At 72.1% G+C, this 23197-nt stretch carries 20 protein-coding genes; 9 read left to right on the top strand and 11 right to left on the bottom strand.

What is annotated here, in order from left to right:
* Positions 1 to 43 precede the first annotated feature (43 nt).
* A complete protein-coding gene (locus AB0M88_RS25730; protein ID WP_364106416.1) occupies positions 44 to 1501 on the top strand; it encodes a PLP-dependent aminotransferase family protein in 1458 nt (485 codons plus the stop codon).
* 29 nt (positions 1502 to 1530) lie between these two features.
* Here AB0M88_RS25730 and AB0M88_RS25725 read toward each other — a convergent pair whose 3' ends face one another.
* A complete protein-coding gene (locus tag AB0M88_RS25725) occupies positions 1531 to 1683 on the bottom strand; it encodes a hypothetical protein (RefSeq protein WP_364106414.1) in 153 nt (50 codons plus the stop codon).
* Between the two features lie 176 nt (positions 1684 to 1859).
* Between AB0M88_RS25725 and AB0M88_RS25720 the strand changes: the two genes are divergently transcribed.
* Positions 1860 to 3680, top strand: coding sequence for a long-chain fatty acid--CoA ligase (locus tag AB0M88_RS25720; protein WP_364106412.1), 1821 nt, complete (start codon positions 1860 to 1862; stop codon positions 3678 to 3680).
* 44 nt (positions 3681 to 3724) lie between these two features.
* Here AB0M88_RS25720 and AB0M88_RS25715 read toward each other — a convergent pair whose 3' ends face one another.
* Positions 3725 to 4624, bottom strand: a complete 900-nt coding sequence (locus tag AB0M88_RS25715; RefSeq protein WP_364106410.1) for a sigma-70 family RNA polymerase sigma factor — start codon at positions 4622 to 4624, stop codon at positions 3725 to 3727.
* A gap of 76 nt (positions 4625 to 4700) precedes the next feature.
* Between AB0M88_RS25715 and AB0M88_RS25710 the strand changes: the two genes are divergently transcribed.
* Together AB0M88_RS25710 and AB0M88_RS25705 are read left to right on the top strand one after the other, a co-directional pair.
* Complete coding sequence (locus AB0M88_RS25710; RefSeq protein ID WP_364106408.1) at positions 4701 to 5042, top strand: VOC family protein; 342 nt, start codon at positions 4701 to 4703, stop codon at positions 5040 to 5042.
* Between the two features lie 9 nt (positions 5043 to 5051).
* Complete coding sequence (locus AB0M88_RS25705; RefSeq protein WP_364106406.1) at positions 5052 to 5501, top strand: pyridoxamine 5'-phosphate oxidase family protein; 450 nt, start codon at positions 5052 to 5054, stop codon at positions 5499 to 5501.
* An 80-nt stretch (positions 5502 to 5581) separates the two neighbouring features.
* Here the strand turns inward: AB0M88_RS25705 and AB0M88_RS25700 are convergent, their stop codons facing one another.
* On the bottom strand, positions 5582 to 7969 hold the full coding sequence (locus AB0M88_RS25700) for a glycogen/starch/alpha-glucan phosphorylase (RefSeq protein WP_364106404.1): 2388 nt from the start codon (positions 7967 to 7969) through the stop codon (positions 5582 to 5584).
* Positions 7970 to 8005: 36 nt separating this feature from the next.
* Positions 8006 to 9220 carry an MFS transporter gene (locus tag AB0M88_RS25695; protein WP_364106402.1) on the bottom strand — a complete coding sequence of 405 codons (1215 nt, stop codon included), beginning with the start codon at positions 9218 to 9220 and terminating at the stop codon, positions 8006 to 8008.
* A 161-nt stretch (positions 9221 to 9381) separates the two neighbouring features.
* Between AB0M88_RS25695 and AB0M88_RS25690 the strand changes: the two genes are divergently transcribed.
* Positions 9382 to 10788, top strand: coding sequence for a PLP-dependent aminotransferase family protein (locus AB0M88_RS25690; protein WP_364106400.1), 1407 nt, complete (start codon positions 9382 to 9384; stop codon positions 10786 to 10788).
* Here the strand turns inward: AB0M88_RS25690 and AB0M88_RS25685 are convergent.
* Both AB0M88_RS25685 and AB0M88_RS25680 read right to left on the bottom strand, forming a co-directional pair.
* Positions 10686 to 11963, bottom strand: a complete 1278-nt coding sequence (locus AB0M88_RS25685; protein ID WP_364106398.1) for an amino acid permease — start codon at positions 11961 to 11963, stop codon at positions 10686 to 10688. The genes AB0M88_RS25690 and AB0M88_RS25685 overlap by 103 nt on opposite strands.
* A gap of 67 nt (positions 11964 to 12030) precedes the next feature.
* Positions 12031 to 12648, bottom strand: a complete 618-nt coding sequence (locus AB0M88_RS25680) for a TIGR03085 family metal-binding protein (protein WP_364106396.1) — start codon at positions 12646 to 12648, stop codon at positions 12031 to 12033.
* Between the two features lie 109 nt (positions 12649 to 12757).
* On the opposite strand from AB0M88_RS25680, the gene AB0M88_RS25675 reads away from it, so the two are divergent.
* Both AB0M88_RS25675 and AB0M88_RS25670 read left to right on the top strand, forming a co-directional pair.
* Positions 12758 to 14542, top strand: a complete 1785-nt coding sequence (locus AB0M88_RS25675) for an ABC transporter ATP-binding protein (protein WP_364106394.1) — start codon at positions 12758 to 12760, stop codon at positions 14540 to 14542.
* Positions 14539 to 16311: an ABC transporter ATP-binding protein gene (locus tag AB0M88_RS25670; RefSeq protein ID WP_364106392.1), complete on the top strand. Its 1773-nt coding sequence runs from the start codon at positions 14539 to 14541 to the stop codon at positions 16309 to 16311. The genes AB0M88_RS25675 and AB0M88_RS25670 overlap by 4 nt, the downstream gene beginning before the upstream one ends.
* Before the next feature lie 4 nt (positions 16312 to 16315).
* Here AB0M88_RS25670 and rpsD read toward each other — a convergent pair whose 3' ends face one another.
* Positions 16316 to 16924, bottom strand: a complete 609-nt coding sequence (gene rpsD / locus AB0M88_RS25665) for a 30S ribosomal protein S4 (RefSeq protein ID WP_364106390.1) — start codon at positions 16922 to 16924, stop codon at positions 16316 to 16318.
* A gap of 98 nt (positions 16925 to 17022) precedes the next feature.
* Between rpsD and AB0M88_RS25660 the strand changes: the two genes are divergently transcribed.
* Positions 17023 to 17751, top strand: coding sequence for a DUF2470 domain-containing protein (locus tag AB0M88_RS25660; RefSeq protein WP_364106388.1), 729 nt, complete (start codon positions 17023 to 17025; stop codon positions 17749 to 17751).
* Between the two features lie 458 nt (positions 17752 to 18209).
* Here the strand turns inward: AB0M88_RS25660 and AB0M88_RS25655 are convergent, their stop codons facing one another.
* From AB0M88_RS25655 to AB0M88_RS25645, 3 genes are read right to left on the bottom strand one after another with little or no spacing between them, the layout of a single operon-like run.
* Positions 18210 to 18815, bottom strand: coding sequence for a TetR family transcriptional regulator (locus tag AB0M88_RS25655; protein WP_364106386.1), 606 nt, complete (start codon positions 18813 to 18815; stop codon positions 18210 to 18212).
* 8 nt (positions 18816 to 18823) lie between these two features.
* Positions 18824 to 19555, bottom strand: a complete 732-nt coding sequence (locus AB0M88_RS25650) for an ABC transporter permease (RefSeq protein WP_364106384.1) — start codon at positions 19553 to 19555, stop codon at positions 18824 to 18826.
* Positions 19552 to 20277, bottom strand: a complete 726-nt coding sequence (locus AB0M88_RS25645) for an ABC transporter ATP-binding protein (RefSeq protein ID WP_364106382.1) — start codon at positions 20275 to 20277, stop codon at positions 19552 to 19554. The genes AB0M88_RS25650 and AB0M88_RS25645 overlap by 4 nt, the downstream gene beginning before the upstream one ends.
* A gap of 173 nt (positions 20278 to 20450) precedes the next feature.
* Here AB0M88_RS25645 and AB0M88_RS25640 point away from each other — a divergent pair, with 173 nt between their 5' ends.
* Positions 20451 to 20642, top strand: coding sequence for a hypothetical protein (locus tag AB0M88_RS25640; RefSeq protein ID WP_364106380.1), 192 nt, complete (start codon positions 20451 to 20453; stop codon positions 20640 to 20642).
* Positions 20643 to 20827: 185 nt separating this feature from the next.
* Here AB0M88_RS25640 and AB0M88_RS25635 read toward each other — a convergent pair whose 3' ends face one another.
* Entirely contained in the window at positions 20828 to 21220 is a 393-nt protein-coding gene (locus tag AB0M88_RS25635; protein ID WP_364106378.1) for a hypothetical protein, read from the bottom strand.
* Positions 21221 to 23197: the final 1977 nt, after the last annotated feature.

The following is a 23197-nucleotide window of genomic DNA, read 5'->3' as shown; positions in this document are numbered from 1 at the left end:
GCCAATTGTGCGAGGCTGAAGTGCCAATTCGCGGGAGGTGGACGTGACTTCGCTGGTGCGTGGAAGCCAATTGACCCGATTGCTGGGCCAATGGCATGCCTTGCCGGGCCGGCATCGCCGGCCGGACTATGCCGCCCTGGCGGCGGCGGTGCGAGGGCTGGTCGCCGACGGCCGGCTTCCCCTGGGCGTACGCCTCCCGGCCGAACGCGAGCTCGCCGAGTCACTGGCCGTGAGCCGCACGACCGTGTCCGCCGCCTACCGGGCGCTGCGCGAGAGCGGCCACCTGACCAGTCGCCGGGGCGCCGGCAGCTGGACCGCCCTGCCGAACGGGCACCGGGTCGCCACCTCCGGGCTGTGGGCGGCCCCCGACGACCTCGACATGATCGACCTGGGGGTGGCCGCCTCGGCGGCGCCACCCGAGCTGATCACCGCGACCCGTGAGGCGGCCGACGACCTGCCGCGCTATCTGGGCAGCGCCGGCTATCACCCGGTCGGCCTGATCGAGCTGCGGGAGGCGGTCGCCGCCGGCTTCACCGCCCGCGGCGTGGCCACCTCGCCCGAGCAGATCCTCATCACCTCGGGCACCCAGCAGGCCCTCGACCTGGTGCTGCGGCTCTCGGTGCCGGCCGGCGCGCCGGTGCTGGTCGAGTCGCCGACCTATCCCAACGCCCTCGCCGCCCTGGCCGCCCGCCGGGCCCGCATCAACACCCACGGCATGGACACGGCGACCGGCTGGGACGGGGAACTGCTGCTCGGCGCGCTGCGGCAGACGCGGCCCCGCCTGACGTACGTGATCCCGGAGTTCCAGAACCCGACCGGCCACCTGATGGACGCGGCCCTCCGGGAGCGGCTGGTCGCGACCGCGCACACGGCCGGCACCGAACTGGTGGCCGACGAGTCCTTCGTGGACCTTCCGCTCGACGGCGCCGTCCTGCCGCCGCCGGTCGCCGTCTTCGACCGCCACTCCCGGGTGGTGTCGATCGGCGGGATGAGCAAGGCGTACTGGGGTGGGCTGCGGATCGGCTGGGTGCGGGCGTCGGCGCCGATGGTGCAGCGGCTGGCCGCGATCCGGGTCGGGGTCGACATGGCCAGCCCGGTGCTCGAGCAGCTGGTCGCGGTGCGGCTGCTGCGTCAGGCGGCGACGATCGTGCCGGCCCGCCGGGCCGAGCTGCGGCACCGGCGCGACACGCTGGTCGAGACCCTGCGGGCGCTGCTTCCGGAGTGGACGTTCACGGTTCCGCCGGGCGGCACGATGCTCTGGGCCGAACTGGACGGCCCGGTGTCGAGTGCGCTCGCGCGGGCGGCCGAGGATGTGGGCGTACGCCTGGCGCCCGGCCCGCGGTTCGGGCTCGACGGCACGCTGGAACGCTTTCTGCGGCTGCCGTTCGCGCTGCCGCCGTCCGACCTCATCGAGGCCGTGCGGCGGATAGCCGGTGTGCACCACGACCTCGACCGGGCGACCGCCCGGTCGTCGTGGCGCACTCCGGCGGTTATCGCCTAGCGGTTCTGTCAATCCAGCGGTTCAGTTACTCAACGGTTCCGGTCGGCGGCGCGGGCCGCGTCCTCCTCGACCGACAGCTCGGTCGGCGGGAGATCGGCCTCGACCGACTCCGCTACCTCGCGGGCCTTCTCGTCGTCGTCGTGCTTGCGGTGCCGACCGTGGTGCTGCTCCTCTTGATCCACGGAACCGACCTTATAGTCCGAACCGGCCGGCGATCGCGCCCGGCTGTTGTGACATGCGCGCGTGCCCACATCCGGGCTCGATAGGATTGACCGGCTGGCCTGTCGGTGCGGCGGCCATTACTCTTCGGTAACACAGTCGCAACATCCCCCAGAACTGCTTGAGAAGGCGGCGCTCGATGGCACTCGACGTTCCCTACCGCTCGATCCCCGACATGTTCTACCGGCGCGTCGCGGCGACTCCGAACGGTCAGGCGTTCGCCGTGCCCAACGCCGACGACACCGGGCTCGTCTGGTCGACCTGGGGCCAGATCGGGGAGCGCGCCACCGCGATGGCGGCCGGCCTGCGCGAACTCGGCGTCGGCCTGGAGGACCGGGTCGCCATCCTCGCCAACACCCGGCTCGAGTGGGTGCTGGTCGACCTGGCGATCAACTGCGCGGGCGGCGCGACGACCACGGTCTATCCGACCACCGAGCCGGACGACGCGTCGTACATCGTCGCCAACTCGGGTTCCAAGGTGCTGATCGCGGAGAACCCGAGGCAGGCCCTCAAGATCGCCGGGGTGGACACCAGCGTCACCCACGTCGTGCTCATGGACGGGCCGGCCGACGCCGGCGCGACGCCGCCGCAGATCACGCTGGCCGAGCTCGAGGAGCGGGGCCAGGCGGCGCTGCGGCAGAACCCGAAGCTGATCGAGGAGGTCGTCGCCGGCATCGGCCCCGACAACGTGGCCACCCTGATCTACACCTCGGGCACCACCGGGCGGCCCAAGGGCGTCGTGCTGCTGCACGGCGCCTGGGCCTGGGAGGGCGTGGCCCAGGAGTCGCTCGGCATCTTCGAGGCGACCGACATGCAATACCTGTGGCTGCCGCTGTCCCACGCGTTCGGCAAGACGCTGCTCTGCGGCATCGTGCACGTCGGCGTCCCGACGTACGTCGACGGCCGGGTCGACCGGCTGGTCGACATGCTCAGCGTCGTCCGCCCGACGCTGATGTGCGCCGCCCCCCGCATCTTCGAGAAGGTCTACAACAAGACCGTCACCACCGCGCTCGGGGGCGGCGGGGCCAAGGCCAGGATCTTCGGCTGGGCGGTCGCCACCGGCAAGCGCAAGGTCGCGCTCGAGCAGGCCGGCAAGCCGGTCGGCGCCCTGCTCAAGGCGCAATACGCGGTGGCCGAGAAGCTGGTCTTCAGCAAGCTCCAGGCCCGGCTCGGCGGCCGGCTGCGGGTGCTGGTCAGCGGCTCGGCGCCGCTCAGCCCCGACATCGCCGAGTTCTTCGCCGCCGCCAACCTCCCGATCCTGGAAGGCTACGGCCTGACCGAGTCGAGCGCGGCCAACTTCGTCAACCGCCTCGGCCAATTCAAGATCGGGACGGTCGGGCAGCCGCTGGGCGACCTCGAGTGCCGCATCGACAGCGACGGCGAGGTGCTGCTGCGCGGCAAGCCGGTGATGCGCGGCTACCACGACATGCCGAAGGAGACCGCCGAGGCGTTCACCGAGGACGGCTTCCTGCGCACCGGCGACATCGGCGAGCTCGACGCGGACGGCTTCCTGCGCATCACCGACCGCAAGAAAGACCTGGTCAAGACGTCCGGCGGCAAATACATCGCGCCGAGCATGATCGAGGGCATGTTCAAGGCGGTCTGTCCCTACACGTCGCAGGCGATCGTGGTCGGCCAGGCCCGCAACTTCGTGACCATGCTGATCACCCTCGACGAAGACTCGATCATGGGCTGGGCGAGCGGGCCGCTGGCCGGCCGGAGCTACGCCGAGATCTGCGCCGCGCCGCAGACGCGCGAGCTCATCGAGGGCTACGTCAAGGAGCTCAACGGCAAGCTCAACCGCTGGGAGACGATCAAGAAGTTCTCGATCCTCCCGCGCGACCTGAGCATCGAGGCCGGCGAGGTCACCCCGTCGATGAAGATCAAGCGGCGCAGCGTCGAGACCAACTTCAAGGACCAGATCGAGAAGATGTACGAGGGCAGCCTGGCCCAGATCTGAGCGGGCCCAGATCTTGAGCGGGCCCAGATCTGAGCGAGGCCGGATCAGTCCACGATCTCGATCGTCATGTCGCCGAGGACGGCCCGGTCGGCCCGCTGCTCGACGCCGGTGATCCGGCCGTCGGCGTCGAAGCTGAACTCGAAGACCACCATCACCTTGCCGTTGAGCGTCCACACCAGCCCGGGCCGCCCGTCGAGCACCGCCACCTGCGCCCCGGCCGCGCCCTGGAACCGGCCGGCGACCGCCGCCGCGCCGGTGAGCACCGCGTCCGCCCCCATCCGCACCGACTGCTGGTCGGCCCGCATGACCACGTCGGGGTCGAGCATCTCGAGCAGGGCCGCGAAGTCGCCCCCGTGGGCGGCGGCGAGGAAGGCCGACACGATGGCGTGCCTCTCCGACTTGTCGGACCGGTCGGGCAGGTCGGAGCCCTGGACCCGCCGCCGGGCGCGGCTCGCCAGTTGACGGGCCGCCGCCGGCGAGCAGCCGACGATGGTGGCGATCTCGGGGAACGGCACCGCGAACATGTCATGCAGCACGAACGCGAGCCGCTCGGCCGGGCCCAGCGTGTCGAGCACCAGCATCAGCGCCGGCCCGATCGCGTCGGCCATCATCGCCGAATGCTCGGGGTCGGTCTCGGGCCGGTCCGGCCCACCGCCGTGCACCGGGCCACCGCCGTGCAACGGGTCACCGCCGAGCAGGTCGGCCGGCTCCTCGGGCCGGGCCGACCGGGCCCGCAGCATGTCCAGGCAGACCCGGCTCACGACCGTGGTCAGCCAGCCGGTCAGGTTGCCGACCTCGGAGGTGTCCGAGCGGCTCAGCCGGACCCACGCCTCCTGCACGGCGTCGTCGGCCTCGTGCGGCGAGCCGAGGATCCGCTGCGCGACCGTTCTCAGATGCGGCCGGTCCCGCTCGAACCGCTCGGCCAGCAACTCCAGTTCACTCATCGTCACACTCCCGCGTCGGCGCCCGTCATAGTCTTTGACGGACCGCGGTGGTCCGCTGTGACAGAGGGAGCATCCCATGACCATCCGTACCATCACCGTGCCGGTCAAGGACCTGCAGGCGGCGACGAAGCTCTACACGGCCCTGCTGGGCACCGGTCCCTACATCGACCAGGCCTACTACGTGGGCTTCCGCCCCGAGGACGCGCCCGAGGTCGGCCTCGACCCGCACGGCGACGTGACGGCGGGCCCGATCACGTACTACCACGTGGACGACATCGAGGCGTCGATCGCCGAGCTGACCGATCTCGGTGCGACCACCGAGCGCTCGCCCCGGGACGTCGGCGGCGGCTCCCTGACCGCTACCGTGCGTGACGCCGACGGCAATCTGATCGGCCTCTTCCAGGCGCCGGGCGAATAGTCTGACCGGATGCCGGAACCTCGTTCGAAAGAGCAACGCAAGGCGGACACTCTGGCCAAGCTGGGTGCCGCGGTGGCCGATGTGTGGGTGGCCACGAGCGATGGCGTACGCCCGTTCCTGGTGCCGTTGACGATGGCCTGGGTCGACGAGCGGATCGCGCTGGCGACCGAGGAGACCGCCCCGACCGTACGCAACCTGGTGGCGCACGGCCGGGCGCGGCTCGCCCTCGGCCCCACCCGCGACGTGGTCCGCGTCGACGCCGTGCTGGAGCGCACGGTTCCGGTCGGCGAGGCGTCCGCGATCGGCGAGGCCTACGCGGCCCAGAACGACTGGGATCCGCGCGAGGTCGGCCCGCCCTACGTCTTCGCGATGCTGCGGCCCGACCGCATCGAGGCCTGGCGCGAGGAGAACGAGCTCAAGGGCCGCCTCCTCATGCGCGACGGCCGCTGGCTGGTCTAGGACAGGCCCTGGGGCACACCGCGTACGGGAAAGGGCCCGGCCGGAATCGGCCGGGCCGGAAAATCCCGGCGTGCGGGACGTCAGCCCTGGACGCGGACCGGGTCGACGTGCCAGATGCGGTCGAGGTAGTCGCGGACCGTGCGGTCGGCGCTGAAGAAGCCGCTGCGGGCCGTGTTCAGGATGGACATGCGGGCCCATGCCCCGGGGTCACGCCAGGCGGTGTCCACTGTGTCCTGGCAGTCGATGTAGGCGCGGTAGTCGGCCAGCGTGAGGTATTCGTCGCGGCCGAGCAGGGAGGCCGCCACGCCGGGGCCGGCGTCGCCGAAGGCGCCCGCGGAGAGGGCGTCGAGGGCGGCCCGCAACTCCGCGTCGTGGTCGTAGATGTCGTGCGGACGGTAGTCGCCGGCGCGCATCGCGAGGGCGTCGGTGGCGTCGAGGCCGAAGAGGAAGAAGTTGTCGGCGCCGACGCGGTCGCGGATCTCGATGTTGGCGCCGTCGAGGGTGCCGATCGTGAGGGCGCCGTTGAGGGCGAGCTTCATGTTGCCGGTGCCCGACGCCTCCTTGCCCGCCATCGAGATCTGCTCGCTGAGGTCGGCCGCCGGGATGATCTTCTCGGCCAGCGAGATGTTGTAGTTGGGCGGGAAGACGACCTTGAGCAGGGATGACACGGCCGGGTCGGCGTCGATCCTCGCGGCGATGTCGTTGATCAGCTTGATGATCTGCTTGGCCGCCCGGTAGGCGGGGGCCGCCTTGCCCGCGAACAGCACCGTGCGCGGGGGCGGCGCGTAGCCCGGGTCGTTCTTGAGGCGGTGGTAGAGGGTGACCACGTGCAGGACCTTGAGCTGCTGGCGCTTGTACTCGTGGAACCGCTTGATCATCACGTCGGTGAGCGAGTCCGGGTCGCCCAGCGCGAGCCGTTCCTTGGCCCCCCGCTTGACCTGCCGCCACCGGTCGCGGAACGCCGCGTCGTCGGCCAGTTTCTCCAGGCCGGTCAGCCGGTCGAGGTCGTTGATCCAGGCGTCGGTGCCGAGGCCCTCGCTGATCAGCGCGGACAGGCCCGGGTTGGCCATCCGTACGAAACGGCGCGGCGAGACGCCGTTGGTGACGTTGCGGAACCGTGCGGGCCACAGCTCGGCGAAGTCGCGCAGCGTGGTCTCGGCCAGCAGCTTCGAGTGGAGTTCGGCGACGCCGTTGACGGCCTGGGTGCCGACGACCGCGAGGTGGGCCATGCGGATGCGGCGCTCCGGCTCCTCCTGGATGATCGACATCCGGCGGATGCGGTCGGGATCGTCCGGGAACCTCGACGAGACCTCCTGCAGGAAGTCAAAGTTGATCTTGTAGATGATCTCCAGGTGCCGGGGGAGGAGCCGCTCGACCATGGCCACCGGCCAGGTCTCCAGCGCCTCCGGCAGCAGGGTGTGGCAGGTGTACGCGAAGGTCGCCCGGGTGATCGACCAGGCCTGGTCCCAGTCGACCTCGAACTCGTCGACCAGCAGGCGCATCAGCTCGGCGATCGCCATCACGGGATGGGTGTCGTTGAGCTGGATCACGGCCTTGGAGGCGAACGCGTCCCAGCCCTCGTTGCGGAACCGGTAGCGCCGGACGATGTCCCGCAGCGAGCACGAGACCAGGAAGTACTGCTGCTTGAGACGCAGCTCGCGGCCCAGCTCGGTGCTGTCGTCGGGGTAGAGCACCTTGCTGATGTTCTCGGCCCGCACGGCCTCGGCGACCGCTTCGGCGTACTGGCCGGCCGAGAAGCGGGACAGGTCGAACGCCGCTTCGCTGCCCCGGGCGTGCCAGAGCCGGACGATGTTGCAGGTCTCGGTGCCGAAGCCGGGTACGAGCATGTGGCTGGGCTCGCCGAGGACGGTCTCGCCCGGCTCCCACCTCCGCCGACCCGTCTCGTCGCTGGTGACGCTTCCGTAGAAGCCGACCACCTGACGGTCGTCCTGGGCCGGGAACTCCCACGGGTCGCCCTGGAAGCCCCAGTCGTCCGGCTTCTCGACCTGGGCGCCGTCGACGAACGTCTGCTTGAAGATGCCGAAGTCGTAGCGGATGCCGTAGCCGACCGCCGGAATGTCCAGTGTGGCCATCGCGTCGAGCAGGCAGGCGGCCAGCCGGCCGAGACCGCCGTTGCCGAGCCCGGGCTCGAGGTCGAGCCGCTCGATCTGGGCCGCGTCCAGCCCGAGCGATTTCAGGGCCGCGGCCGCCTCCTCGTCGGTGCCCGTGTAGAGCAGGTTCTGCTCCAGCTGGGGACCGAGCAGGTATTCGGCCGAGAGGTAGTAGACCCAGCGCGGGTTGGTCGCGTAGTGGGCCGCCGCGGTCCGGGCCCGGCGGGCGGCCAGGCGGTCACGCACGGTCATGGCCAGGGTTTCGTACTGGTCCTGGGCGCTGGCCGATTCGAGAGTCGTGCCGCGCCGCGTGTACAGGTTGTTCAGCAGGTCCTGCTCAAAAGGCCGAGGGTCCATGGGGGCACACCTTTCTCCCGGCAGGTGGCGGCCGGGTTACGCTGCCACTTCTTCCAGGGGGCGCATGGTGCGGATTCCGGAGGCGAAGGTGGCGGTCAGGGCCGCGACCGACACCGAGGCGGCGAAGAACAGCATCGCCGCCGCGCTGCTCACGTGGGCCACGATCAGGCCGGCCAGCGCGGGCGCGGCCGCCGAGGCCGACATCGCGGCCATGAAGATCACGCTGAGCACCCGGCCCTGCAGGCGGTCGGGCGTGATCGCGGCCTGGTAGCCGAAGAGCGCCGCGTTGCAGGCCGGGCCGAGGAAGACGGCCAGCGCCAACGGGATCGCCGCGATCAGGCTCCCGGTGAACAGCGACCCGATCGCCAGGACGGCGGTCGCGGCCCAGCAGATGACGCGGATCAGCCGGGGGAACGGCATCGAGCGCTGCAGCATCGGCGCGACCAGGGCGCCGGCGAGGCCGCCGACCGCCATGATGGTCTCGGTCAGGCCGATCACGCCGGGCGAGACGCCGTGCCGCTGCAGGGTCACGATGATCGTGAAGACGGTGCCGTTGAGGGCCAGGTTGAGCGGCGCCGCGATGGTCAGCACGGCCCGCAGGAAGCTGTTGCCGAACACGAACCGTACGCCCTCGACCAGGGCGGCGCGGTGCCCGCCCGGGGTCGGTTCGGGCTCGCTCTGCAACGGCTTGCGGATCAGGCCGATCCCGGCCAGGGAGGCCAGGTAAGAAACGGCATTGCCGATAAAAGGCAGAGACGGGGCAAGGCCGAAGAGAATGCCGCCGAGCGGCGGGCCCGCCAGCGAGGTTCCGTACGTCCGGGCCTCGTTGCGGGCGACCGCGTCGGGCAGTGCGGACTGGTCGACGATGCTGCGCAGGGCCGCGTGCTCGGTGGTCTGGAACATCGTGCCGCAGACCGCGTCGACCACCGCCACCGCGACGATGACCAGCAGGTCGGCGTGCCCGGTGGCGACCGCGGCGGCCAGCCCGGCGAAGGCGATCAGGCGGATCGCGTCGCAGGTCAGCAGGGCCCGGCGGCGGTTGACCCGGTCGGCCAGCACGCCGCCCGGCAGCCGCGACAGCAGTCGCGCGACCTGGGCCACCGTGCCGACCAGACCGGCCCGGACGGCCGAACCGGTCACGGCCAGCACCAGCAACGGCATCGCCAGCTGGGCGACGGCGTCGCCGAGGTCGGACAGCGACTGGCTGGTCCACAGGAGATTGAACTCGCGGTTCCGCCCGAGGCTGCTCACTTGCGGAGAGTATGTAACCGCATCGATACCGGCAATCGCCTCACCTACACGCCGAACAGAGACACCATCTCGTCCTCCTCAGTAGCCCCTTGTGACGAGCGTATTACCGCGTGTGGTCGCCGGTGTCATACCGATTGCGCCATACCGGAGAGAATGGGCCGGTGGATCTAGCGATTGAGCTGACCGGCTCCGGCGAGAAGACCGTCCTCGTCTACCGGGCCCTGCGGGCCGCGATCCTGGACGGCCGGCTGCCGGCCGGGCACCGGCTGCCGCCGACCCGCGCGCTGGCCGCCGACCTCCGGGTCGCGCGGGGCAGCGTGGCGACCGCCTACGAACGGCTGGCCGCCGAGGGATTCCTGACGACCAGGGTCGGCTCCGGCACTTTCGTGGCCATGGTGTCGGAACGGCAGAGGCCGCGGCGGCATCCGGCCGACCCGCTGCGGCCGCGGGCCGGGTGGACGTTCGACCCGCTGCCGACCAGCGGTGAACAGGCCGCTCCGCGCTACGACTTCCGCACCGGCATCCCGGACGCGACGCTGTTTCCGTTCGACAGCTGGCGGCGGCTCGTCTCGGCCGAGTTGCGGTTACGGGCCAACGGCCCCGGGACGTACGCCGCGCCGGCCGGGCATCCGGCCCTGCGCGCGGCGATCGCCCGGTCGCTCGGCTACGGCCGTTCGGTGCGCGCGACCGCGGACGACGTGGTGGTGACCAACGGGACCCAGCACGCGCTCGACCTGATCGCCCGCGTACTGCTCAAGCCGGGCGACGTCGTCGCCGTCGAGGAACCCGGCTACCCGCCCGCCCGCCGGGTCTTCGCGGCGGCCGGCGCCCGGGTGGTCGGCGTGCCGGTCGACGAGGACGGCCTGGTCGTCGGCGACCTGCCGGGCGCCGCGCGACTGGTCTACACGACCCCGTCGCACCAGTTCCCGCTCGGCGGGGCGATGAGCCTCGACCGCCGCCGCGAGCTGCTCGACTGGGCCCGGCGGCGGCCGGCCGCGATCGTCGAGGACGACTACGACAGCGAGTTCCGGTTCGCGGCCCGGCCGCTGGAGCCGCTCTACAGCCTCGACACGGTCGGCCGGGTGCTCTACGTCGGCACGTTCTCCAAGAACATGCTGCCGATGGTGCGGACCGGGTTCGCGCTGCTGCCGCCCGGGCTGCGCGACGCGGTGATCGCGGCCCGCCAGCTGGGCGACGGGTACGGGCAGGTCGCGGTGCAGGCGGCACTGGCCCGGTTCATCGACGAGGGGCAGCTGGCCCGGCATGTGCGGCGCGCCGGCAAGGCGTACGGAAACCGGCGCAGCCGGATCCTGGGTGAGCTGACCGCCCAGCCCTCGTTGCGGGTGCTGCCGTCGGCGGCCGGCCTGCACGTGACCGCCCTGCTGCGGGACGCCACGCCCGCCGACGCCGCGCGGATCTCGGCGGCGGCGGCGAACGCCGGGCTGGCGGTCGAGGACGTGGGCCGCTACAGCGTCTCCTCGACGATCGCCGGCTTCGTGTTCGGGTTCGGGGCGATCGACCCGGCGGTGCTCGACGAGGGGCTCGCGATCTTCGCCCGTCTGCTCTGATAAACCAGTGCTCCGAGGGCGACCGCCAGGCTGAACAGGGCCGGCTTGCCGTTGAGCACGAGCAGCGCCAGCGTGGCCACGAACGCCGTCCCGGCCGCGACGCGCGACCAGCCGGCCGGCAGCAACCGCACCGCGGCCGCCGTGCCGAGCACGTAGACCAGCGTGAAGCAGCCGGTGACCAGCAGCAGCGCGGCGTTGGTGGACAGCGGCAGGGTGACGGCGATCAGGCTGCCCGCGCCGATCAGGCTGAGCGAGCGCCGGGGCGTGTTGATGAACGACGGCAGCGCGCCGTCGCGGGCCAGCGCCGGCCCGAGCCGCGATCCACCGGCCAGGTACGCGTTGACCGCCCCCACGGTCAGCAGCACCGCCACGATCGCGGTGAGCACCCGGACCGGGCCGCCGAGCCCGATGGCCAGCAGGTCGGCCAGCGGCGCGGGGCTGTCGGCCAGCCCCGGGCCGAGCACCAGCACGCTGGTCACGGCCACCGCGAGGTAGAGCGCGCCGACCACCACCACCGCGATGCCGGTCGCCCGGGGGACGTCGCGGCGCGGGTTCCGGTATTCGGCCGACAGCGACGAGAGTGCCTCCCAGCCGGCGAAGCCCCAGACCAGCACGGCGGCCGCGGCGCCGATCCCGGACCAGCCGTGCGGGGCGAACGGGTGCAGGTTGGCCCGGTGCGCGTGCGGCAGGGCGGCGATCACGGTGACCAGCAGCAGGATCGCCAGCATCCCGGTCAGCCACAGCTGGACGCGGCCGGAGATGCGCAGGCCGAACCAGTTCATGACGAAGACCGAGCCGACGATCGCCAGGAACGTGGCGATCCGGGTGGCGTGGCCGCCGCCCAGCACGTCGGCCACGTAGCCGCCGGCGAACGCGCAGGCGGGCGGCGCGCCGAGCGGGATCGCGAAGTAGAAGCACCAGCCGACCGCGGCCGAGGCCCGGGGCCCGAACGCCAGCCGGACGTAGGTCGAGACGCCGCCGCCGTCCGGGTAGCGCGCGCCGAGGGCGGCGAAGCTCCAGGCCAGCGGAGCCGAGAGGACGATCAGGGCGAGCCAGGCGACGAGCGAGGCGGGGCCGGCCACGGCGGCGGCCAGGGCGGGCATCGAGATCACGCCGGTGCCGAGGACGGCACCGATGCTGAGGGCCGTGCCCTGGGCTACCGAGAGCTTGGTCATGCCCTTGAAGTTAGTGCGAAATTGGCCTCTCGATTGGGCCAATCCGTGCTCGTTTCAATGGGCCAATTCAGAGACTCAGATCGGCGGCTCTGATCTTTTCCGCGGCCGGGCCGGAAATCTCGACCCGGGCCGCGTCCTTGCGGCCGGCGAGGAAGAGAATCAGTTCGCCCGGCGCTCCGGACAAGACGGTCTCGTCGCCCTTCAGGGCGACTTCTCCGAAGCCGTCGGCGCGGACGGTGATCGGCGCGTCCAGTCGGCCGAGGGCCATCCGGGCGCGGAAGCGGGCCTGGCCCCACAGGAGGGCCGCGTCCTCGGCCGCCAGGTCGCGCGGCTCCCAGTCGGCCCGGGCGCGCCGGACGTCCTCGTGGTGGATGAAGAACTCGCCGCCGTTGGCCAGAGCCTCGAGGGGGCGATGGCTGAGCGGACTCCACCAGGGCGGGGTGCGCAGCTTGTCCAGGGTCGCCGGGTAGGGCCGGCCGCGCTGGGCCAGGCGGACCCGCTCGCCGTGCCCGGCGAGGGCGGAGATCATCGCGCCGGCCGCGGCGTCCGGCCGGCGGTCGCGGATCACGAGGTGGGCGGCGAGGTCGCCGGTGGTCCATCCGGTGCAGAGAGTGGGCTGGTCGGGGCCGAGGTCGGCGAGCAACTGGGCGAGGGCCAGACGCTCCCGACGGGCGAAGTCGGTCACATACGTGATCGTAGACACATTGGCATGGGTGTAAACGGCGGCCGTCAGTTCGGCAGGATGTATCGGTAAGGCCGGAACAGCCGGCGAATACTTACCGTCAGGTGGGACATTGAGCACCAGGTCCAGCCGCGATGTGCTGGGACGGGGACTGCGGGTACTCGGCCGGGCGATCCGAACCGAACCGCGCCTGTTCGTGATCGGCGCCATCGGCAGCAGCTTCTTCGGACTGCTGGTCATCGCGAACTCGTACGTGGTCGGAGCCGTGATCGGGCACGTCGTCGTGCCGTCGTTCGCCAAGGGGCACGTCGGCACCGGCGAGCTCGCGCTGATCGCCGCCGCGTTCCTCGGCATCAGTGTCCTGCGCGTCGGCAGCATCTTCGGCCGCCGCCTCGGCGCCGGGTTCATGCAGTTCCGCCTGCAGGCCCGCTACCGCCGCGCGGTCACCCGGCGCTACCTGTCGCTGCCGCCGTCCTGGCACCAGCAGCACGCCACCGGCACGCTGCTGTCCAACGCCAACTCCGACGTCGAGGCGGCGTTCGTGCCGATCGCGCCGCTGCCGTTCGCGGTCGGCACGATCGTGATGATCTTCGCCGCGGTGGTCGCGCTCTTCCTCACCGACTGGGTGCTGGCGCTGGTCGGCATCACGCTGTTCCCGATGCTGTTCGGCCTCAACTACATCTATTCGCGCAAGATGTCGCCCCGGCAGATCCGGGCCCAGCAGATGCGGGCCAAGGTCAGCGCGGTCGCCCACGAGAGCTTCGACGGCGCGCTGGTGGTCAAGACGATGGGCCGCGAGGAGGACGAGTCGCGCCGGTTCGGGGTCTTCGTCTCCGAGCTGCGCGACGCGCTGATCTCGGTCGGCCGCCTGCGCGGCTTCTTCGACCCGACCATGGACGCGCTACCCAGCCTGGGCACGCTCGCCGTCCTGCTGCTCGGGGCGTGGCGCCTGCAGTCGGGCGCGCTCAGCGTCTCCGAGCTGATCACCGTGTCGTTCCTGTTCACCGTGCTGGCGTTCCCGGTGCGCGCGATCGGCTGGGTGGTCGCCGAGCTGCCGCGCAGCGTCGCCGGCTGGGAGCGGGTCGCGGCGGTGCTGGCGGCCGACGGCGACCTCGCCTACGGCTCGTCCGCCCCGGCCGGTGACGGTCCGGCTGAGCTGTCCTTCGAAAGCGTCGATTTCCGGTACGGCGACGGGCCGCTCGTTCTCCACGACGTCTCCTTCACCGTTCCGCCCGGAAAGACCGTCGCGCTGGTCGGGGCCACCGGGTCGGGCAAGTCGACGATCGCCTCGCTGGCCGTGCGCCTGGTCGATCCGGTCGACGGCCGCATCAGCGTCGACGGGCTCGCGCTGCCTTCGCTCTCGGAGCAGGCGCTGGCCTCCACCTCGGCTCTCGTGCCGCAGATCCCGTTCGTCTTCGACGACACCGTGCGGGGCAACGTGACCCTCGACCGTCCCCGGATCACCGACGACGACGCGTGGGCGGCGATCCGGCTCGCCCAGGCCGAACGGTTCGTCGAAAACCTGCCCGCCGGCATCGAGACCGAGGTCGGCGAGCGCGGCACCTCGCTCTCCGGCGGCCAGCGGCAGCGGCTCACCCTGGCCCGGGCGCTGGCCGGGCACCCGCGCCTGCTGGTGCTCGACGACGCGACCAGCGCGGTCGACCCGCGGGTCGAGGCGGACATCCTGGCCGCCCTGCGCGGCGGCGACGCCGGGGCCTCGATCCTGGTGGTGGCCTACCGGCGGGCCACGATCGCGCTCGCCGACGAGGTGGTCTACCTCGAACAGGGCAAGGTGGTCGCCACCGGCACCCACACGTCACTCCTCGAGAGCGTCCCCGGCTATGCCGACCTGGTGACCGCGTACGAGAAGGCCGAGCAGGAAAGGGTCGACGCATGACCGCCGCCTCCCTGAGCGAAGGGACCTTCGCGACGGTCAAGCGCGGGCTGTCGCTCTCGCCCGAGCTGCGGCCCGGCCTCGCCGGCACGATCGCGCTGGCCATCGTGCAGATGGCCGGCCGCATCGCGGTGCCGATCGCCGTGCAGCAGGGCATCGACAACGGCATCAGCGCGCCCGGCGGCCCCGACCTGGGCTTCGTCGCCGTGGTGGTGGTCCTGACCGCGGTCGCGCTGCTGTTCTCGACCACGGCCGGCTACCTGATGACCCGGCGCCTGTTCACGGTCAGTGAGACCGCGCTCGGCGCCCTGCGGTCGCGCACCTTCCGGCACATCCACGACCTGTCGATGCTGCACCAGCAGTCCGAGCGCCGCGGCTCGATGGTGTCGCGGGTGACCAGCGACATCGACCAGATCTCGCAGTTCCTGCAGACCAGCGGCGTGCAGCTGCTGCTCTCCTCGGGCCAGCTGCTGGTGTCGACGGTGGTGATGTTCGCGTACTCCTGGCAGCTCGCCCTCGTCGTGCTGGTCGCGTTCAGCCCGGCCGTGATCGTGATCCGGCTGTTCCAGAAGCGGCTGGGCGCGGTCTACGGCGCGGTCCGCGAGCGTACGGGGGTGATGCTCGGCGCCGTCGCCGAGAGTGTCGTCGGTGCGACGGTGATCCGGGCCTACGGTGTCTCCGGCCGCACCGAGGAACGCCTCGACACCTCGATCGACCGCCTCCGCTCGTCCCAGCAGACCGCGCTGCGCACGAGCGTGACCAGCTTCTCCAGCGGCGAGCTGGGCGCCGGGCTGGCCCTGGCCGCGGTGGTCGTGGTCGGCACGCTGCTCGGCCTGCACGGCGGCCTGAGCGTCGGCAAGCTGACCGCGTTCCTGTTCCTGGTCACGCTCTTCATCCAGCCCGTGCAGATCGCCACCGACGTGCTCAACGACGCCCAGAACGCGGTTGCCGGCTGGCGCCGGGTGCTCGACGTGCTCGACATCGCGCCGGACGTGGCCGACCCGGACGACCAGGGCGTGGTGCTGCCGGTCGGGCCGCTGTCGGTGACGTTCCGCGACGTGTCGTTCCACTATCCCGGCGGCCCGACCGTGCTGTCCGACGTCGACCTGACGATTCCGGCGAAGATGAAGGTCGCGGTGGTCGGCGAGACCGGCAGCGGCAAGACCACGTTCGCCAAACTGCTGACCCGGCTGATGGACCCGGCCGCCGGGTCGGTTCTGCTGGGCGACACCCCGCTGGACACCGTACGGTTCTCGTCGCTGCGGGCCCGGGTCGTGATGGTGCCGCAGGACGGCTTCCTGTTCGACGCCACGATCGCCGAGAACGTCCGCTTCGCCGCGCCGGGGCTGTCCTCGGCCGAGATCGAGGACGCTCTCTCGGAGCTGGGTCTGGCCGACTGGGCGGCGGGGCTCCCGGCCGGGATCGACACGCCGGTCGGGGAGCGCGGCGAGGCCCTGAGTGTGGGCGAGAGGCAGCTGGTCGCGCTGGTCCGGGCCTATGTCGCCGACCCCGACCTGCTGGTGCTCGACGAGGCGACCAGCGCGGTCGACCCGGCGACCGAGGTGCGGCTGCAGCGGGCGCTCGACCTGGTGACCCGCGGGCGCACGACGGTGGCGATCGCGCACCGGCTCTCGACCGCCCAGGCCGCCGACGAGGTGATCGTCGTCGACGCGGGCCGCGTCGTGCAACGCGGCCCGCATGCCGAGCTGGTGCGGCAGGAGGGCTCGATCTACGCCAAGCTCTACGCCTCGTGGCTCGAGCAGACCCGCTGAGGGTTTACCGGGCGTAGAACTCCACGACCAGCTGCTCGTCGCAGAGCACCGGGATCTGGCCGCGCACCGGAATGCTGATCAGCGCGGTGCGCAGTTCCTCGATCGCGGTCGACAGGTAGGGCGCGCTCCGCTCGCCGAGGTGCGCGCCGGCCGCGGCGATCTCGAACGGCGGCTTGCTCCGGCTGGTCTCCTTGACGGTGACGACCTGGCCCGGCTGGAGGCGGTAGCTCGGCCGGTCGACCTTCTTGCCGTCGACCTGGAAGTGCCCGTGCGCGACCAGCTGGCGGGCCTGGTAGATCGTGCGCGTGAAGCCGGCCCGGTGCACGACGGCGTCCAGGCGGCGTTCCAGCAGCGACACCATGTTCTCGCCGGTCTTGCCCTCGCCCCGGTGGGCGTCCTCGTAGGCCCGGCGCATCTGGGCCTCACTGACGTTGTACTGGTGGCGCAGCCGCTGCTTCTCCAGCAGCCGCACCTGATAGTCCGACGCCTTGCGGCGCCCGCGGCCGTGCACGCCGGGCGGGAAGGGCCGCCGCTCGAAGTACTTCACGCACTTCGGCGTCAGCGGGATGCCGAGCGCCCGCGACAGCTTGGCCTTCGGTCGAGAGTTGTTCATCAAGTCTCCGAGTGGTCTCGCGGGTTTACCTCCCCGCGGTGTTACGGTTAGCCTCACCTTAGTAAGGCAAGCCTAACCGCCGCCCGGAGGTACCTACCATGCAGCCCAGCCCCGCCGAGGTCGCCCGTACGCTCGCCGCCGGCCACCTGCCCGCGACCGCGCACGTCGCGTGCCGCCCGGGACCCTTCCCGGTCCGCCACGTCGCCGACGACCACGGCCGGATGCTGCTGCTCTCCCCGGCCGACGGCGCACTGGCCACCGCCCTGCGCCCCCAGGACGGCACCGACGACACCGCGATGGTGCTCGACATCGCCGACGTGCCCCCGACCGCCGACTCGCCCAGCCTGGGCCGGGTGTGGGTGTCCGGCTGGGCTCGCCGCCTCTCCGGAGACGCCGAGCGGGAAGCCGCCCTCGACTACGCCGCGGTCGACGCCTCCGGCGACCTCCTCGACGTCGGCGACGGCCAGGTGCTGCACCGGCTGGAGGTCGCGGAGGTCCGCTTCGAACGCCACCGCACCCTCATCGACGTCGACCCGGACGAGTACGCCGAGGCCACCCCCGACCCGCTGCGCCAGATCGAGTTCGACCTGATCGCCGACCTGTCCGACCACCACGTGGCCGAGATGGCGGCCTACGTGCGCCGCCACCTGGGCCCGGCCGCCCAGCCCGCCGGCGAACCCCGCGTCGTGCGCCTCGACCGCTACGGCTTCGTGGTCCGCCTCGACGACCGGTTGGCCCGGATGGCCTTCCCCCGCCCGGTCACCGACCGGCACGACCTGGCCCAGCTGCTCCACCCGGTGCTGTGCCACAGCTGCTCGTCTCGCTGAACCGCGGCTGCTCGCTTCGACGCACCCGGGTTGGCCGGACTGTTCAGAGCTGGGCGCGTCGGCGGCCGAGCAGGGCGGCCGGTAGCACGCCACCGACCAGCCGGCCGCGACCGTTCGGTCCTCATCGGCTCTGAGCTGCGCCCGGAGGCCGCCGATGACCAGGGCGCCGTGCTCGCGCAGGGACGGGCGGCCGTTTTCCGCCAGCACGGCCAGCATTTCGGCGCCCCGCTCCTCCCGATATGACGCCGGGTAGAGACGAAGCAGGCACGCATACTTCTGGTCGAAGCTCTTCATGCCGGCCTCACCGCCGGGGAGGCTGACCTGACGACCCGGACCGCGGCGGCCATGCGGTCGGCCTCGGCGGTCAACGCGGCGCGTCCCTTGTCGGTCGAGTGCCGCATACAGCGTGCCGGTGGTGAGCATGTGTCGATGGACTACCTATGCCAATTCCCGCGCGGTCAGCCACCGGCCGCCGGGAGCGGGTCGAACAGGAAGCGCTGCACGTTCGGGCCGATCGCGGCCACCAGCAGCTCCGGGTCGGTCGACGGCAACGGCTCGACCTTCAGGACGTAGCGGGTCACGATCAGGCCGGCCATCTGGGTCGCGACCAGGCCGGCGCGCAGCGGCGCCTCGACCGGGTCGATCGCCAGCTCGGCGACCGCCCGCCGCAGCACCTGCACGACCACGAACTCACGCAGCAGCCGGGCCGTCCACTCGTTGCTCAGCGCCGACCGGAAAACGGCCAGGGCAGCCGTGCCGGCCGGCGAGTCCCAGATGCTCAGCACCAGGCGGACCAGCCGCTCGCCGGCCTGCTCGCGGGGGCCCTGGAGCGCCTGCGGCACGATCTCGGCCGGGTTGATCGGGGCGTTCATCACGGCCAGGAACAGCTTGTCCTTGGTGCCGAAGTAGTGGTGCACCAGGGCCGCGTCGACGCCGGCGTCGGCGGCGATCGCGCGTACGGAGGCGTGGTCGAAGCCCTTCTCGGCGAACGCGTTGCGGGCGGCCTCGAGGATCGACGAGCGGGTGTCCTGGTTGCCGGGTCGGCGTCCGCTCCTGCGTACCAAAAAAGCTCCTAAGGTGTCCGCCGCCGTAATGTTGCGGCAGCGAGAACGAGTGCCACCACGGCCGCGCCCGCCACGATGACCACGTCGCGCCAGATCGTGGCCCCGGCAGACGTGCTGGAGCCGACCCGGGCCAGCGCCTCGACCGCGTAGGTGAGCGGCAGCGCGTCGCTGACCCCCTGCAGCCAGCCGGCCATCTGCCCGCGCGGCACGAACAGCCCGCAGAGCAGGATCTGCGGCACGACCACCACCGGTAGGAACTGTACGGCCTGGAACTCGGTGCGGGCGAAGGCGCTGCACAGCAGCCCGAGGGCCACGCCGAGCACGGCATTGACCACCGCGATCAGCACGACCAGCCCGGCGTTGCCGGTGGTGTCGAGGCCGAGCAGCCAGTAGGCCGCGCCGGTCGCGATCGCCGCCTGCACGGCCGCGGCCAGGCCGAACGCCAGCCCGTACCCGAACAGCAGGTCCATCTTGGCCAGTGGCGTGGTGAGCAGCCGTTCGAGGGTGCCGCTGGTCCGCTCGCGCAGCATCGCGATGCTGGTCACCAGAAACATGATCACGAACGGGAAGATGCCCAGCATGATCAGCGCGATCCGGTCGAAGCCGGCCCCCTGATACATGTAGTACAGAACGGCCAGGAGCAGCGTCGGCACGGCGACGAGCAGGGCGACCGTACGCCGGTCATGCCGCAACTGGCGCAGAATGCGCGCCGCCGTCGCCAGAGTGATTCGCGGGCTCATCCCGCACTCACCGCCTCGTGCTCGCGGATCAGTCGCAGGAACGCCTCTTCGAGATCGTCGGTGCCGGCACCGCTCCGGATCCCGGCCGGCGTGTCGTCGCCGATCAGCAGCCCCTCCCGGATCAGCAGCAGCCGGTCACAGCGGCCGGCCTCGTCCATGACGTGGCTGGAGACCAGCAGCGTGGTGCCGGCCTTGGCGAGCTCGTGGAACCGGCCCCACAGGTCGGCCCGCAGCACCGGGTCCTGCCCGACGGTCGGCTCGTCGAGCACCAGGAGCCCGGGGTCGCCGATCAGGGCGCAGGCCAGGGAGGCCCGGCTGCGCTGGCCGCCGGAGAGGTCGCCGACCAGCTGCCCCGCGGCGCTCTTCAGCCCGACGTCGGCGATCGCCTGGTCGGCGTCCTTGGCCTTGAGTCCGTGGAGCGCGGCGAAGTAGCGCGCGTTCTCCCGCACCGTGAGGTCGGCATAGACACTGGGCGCCTGCGTCACATATCCCACTGTGGCCCGATTCGCCGGGTGGCCGGCCGGTCGCCCGAGCACGGTGACCGCACCCGACTTGACGACCTGCACCCCGACGATCGCCCGGATCAGGGTGGTCTTGCCGCTGCCGCTGGGCCCGAGGAGTCCGGTCACGCTCCCGGCCGGAATCGCACACCCGATGCCGTGCAGAACCGTGCGTTTCCCGCGCTCCACGACGAGGTCGCGTACCTCGACGGCGTTCTCCATCGCTGCCTCCCAAATTCATCACCCGATGAACTCAACAGTAGATGAATTACGCCGTCGTCGATATGACCGTTCGGACGACCCCGTTCCGGGATATCGATCCTTGTCCAAGTCCGCCAGAAAACAGTTGAACGGGGCGCAAGTCGCCCTCCATCCCTCGCGATCGGAAGACACCGATGAAAAAGGACCGGAGCCGCCACACCCCCCGCCCCTACGGACATGCCGCACCCTGGAACCGCCAGTCCGCGCCGGCCCCCGCGCCGGAGCCGGCCGCGACCTCCCTCGCCGACCGCTGGCCGTGGGTCCTCGTGGCCGTGCTGATCGTCGCCACGGTGGGCTGGCTGGTCTACGACGCCGCCCTCGGCTGAGGGTCACCCTTCTCTTCCCGTACGGCGTGGGCCGCGTTCGGGTGACCATCGGGCCGGTCGCGTCCTCGCGCCCGCGGGGTGCTGGCGGCATGTGTGTGAGCGCCCGGCGTGCGAGGCGTCTCGAAGACCGCGAGGCGTGCGGTCAGCGCGCCAAGTGTTCGGCGCGCTGACCGGTTGCGCCGCCTTTACAAGGCGAGAATGCGCTCCAGGAACTCCCGGTAGCCGCGCATCGCCATCCGCATGCTCTCGGTGTCGGGGGTGGCGCTGCCCCGGAGCGGGTCAAGCTCGTCACGTTCGGCGAGAAGCGACTCGGTGAGCTCGTTGACCGCGTCGGTGAGCAGGTCGTGGGCGCGGGTCAGGGCGGTGACCGGATCGTCGACGAACTCGGCCTTCACCTCATGCCACGCCGCCCGGAAGTGGCGGGTAGCGTCATCGTCCCAGAACGCGAGCTTCCCCTCGGCCACGTCCCCCGGACGAAGCGCGCCGTCATCCTGCAGGTCATCGTCGTCATCCGGTGCTGCGCGGCGACCCCGGCGGGCCGGCTCGGCATCCTCCAGGCTGGCCGAGCGCTGTGGCACCGGCGGACGGGCGACGGCCCCGTCATCCGCACGAGCGGCCCGGCGCCCAACGGCCTCGGCGGCCGGCGCGGCGGTCATGCCGGCGCCGAGGACAGCGCCGGCCGGAGCGCCGCCCAAATCCGACCGCAACGGGCCAGACCCTGACGAATCGGAGCCCAGCGGGTCGGTGCCCTCCGAGTTGGACCCCAGCGGGCTACTTCCCAGCGGATCCGCACCCAGCGAGTCGGTGCCGGCCGGGTCGGTCCCAAGCGGTCCGGTGCCCGCCCGGTCGCTCCCGAGCGGGTCGGAACTGGGCCGGTCGTTTCCGAGTGGGCTGGTGCCGGGCCGGTTGTTTCCGAGCGGGTTGGAGCCCGGTCGGTCGCTCCCAAGCGGTCCAGTGCCCAGCGGGTCCGTCCCGCGCGTGGCGGCGCCGCGGTTGCGGTCGCCACGGTTCCGGTCGGGCCGAGCCATCGGCACCGCGGTCATGCCGGGCGGAGGCGGCGCGACCGTGGCCCGAGCCGCCGGACTCGCCCCGGCGGGCTGCCCAGACACCGGCCGGCTGGAACCGAGCTGACCCGCACCGGACAGGCCCGCACCAGACAGGCCCGAGCCGGACTGACCCGCGCCCGATTGGCTCGCCGCTAGACGATCAGAGCCGGGCTGGTTCCCGCCTAGTAGGCCTGGGCCGGGCTGACCCAGCTCGGACTGGCCGGCACCGCGGCGATCTGAGCCGGGCTGGCCTGGGACGGGCTGGTTCGCGCCGAGCAGATCTGAACCCGGCTGCTCCGCGCCGGATCGGCCTGCACCGAGCGGGTCTGAGCCGAGCGGGTCTGAGCCGAGCCGGCCTGAGACTGGCTGGCCTGAAATTGGCTGGCCTGAGACTGGCTGGTTCGCGCCGAGCAGATCCGAGCCCGGGTGGGCCGTGCCGGGCCGGCTGGGAGCCCGGCGTGCCGAGCCGGGCTGGCCTGAAACGGGCTGGCTCGCGCTGAGCGGATCTGAGCCGGGCTGATGGGCACCGAGCAGACCCGGGCCCGGCTGGCCTGAAGCAGATTGGCTAGCACCGAGCAGACCGGAGCTGTGCTGACCCGAGCCGAGCAGACCGGGGCCGGGTTGGCCCGAGCTGTGCTGACCCGAGCTGTGCTGGCCCGAGCCGGGCTGGCCCGAGCCGGGCTGGTCCAGGGCCGGAGCGTGCTGGCCCGGTGTGGCCTGGCCGGACACTGGCTTGGAGGGTTCGGGTGAGCCGAATCCGGTGGTCGGGCCGAGACCGCCGCCGCGCGGGCGGAAGCCGGTCAGCCCCTGGCCCGGTCGCCGGGCTTCGTCGGTGTCCTGGTCGGCGCCGTGGGCGTCCGTGCCGGGGCCGGGCGCGTCCGTGCCGGCCCGGTCGCCGCTGAGTGCGTCCGTGCCGGGCCGGACTGGGCCGAGTGCGTCCGTGCCGGGCCGGACTGCGCCGAGTGCGTCCGTGCCGGGCCGGACTGCGCCGAGTGCGTCTGTGTGGCCGGAGCCGAGGGCGTCGCCGGTGCCCAGCGGGCCGGTACCGGGCCGACTGTCGAGTGCGTCGGCGCGACTCGGGCCGAGGGCGTCCGCGCCGGAGAGTGGATCCGCGTGGCCGGGGGCGAGGTGGTCGGGGGAGAGAGCGCCGCCGGGGCCCATCGGGCCCGCACCGGGGCGGCCGCTCAGGGTCTCGGGGCCAGGTGCGGAACGCCGACCTCCGGGCGCCGGCTGGCCTGCGCCGGGTACGTCGCCGTTGAGGGCGCCGGGCCCGAGGTGGACGGTGTCGGCCCGGCCCGAGTCGGACCGGCGGCCGTCGCCGGGAGCGCTTGGCCCACCCGGACCAGATCCAAGACCGTTGGCCGCGCCCGAGACGGAACCGAGCCCGTTGGCCGCGGCCGAACCAGATCCGAGCCCGCTGGCCGCGGCCGAACCAGGTCCGAGCCCGTTGGCCGCGCCCGAACCAGATCCGAGCCCGTTCGCGGCCGGGCCGAGCCCGTTGGCCGCGCC

This window comes from Actinoplanes sp. NPDC051411 (assembly GCF_040682075.1).
Classification (GTDB): domain Bacteria; phylum Actinomycetota; class Actinomycetes; order Mycobacteriales; family Micromonosporaceae; genus Actinoplanes.
Note: the sequence above shows the minus strand (reverse complement) of the source record. Positions and strands in the feature narration are given on the sequence as shown.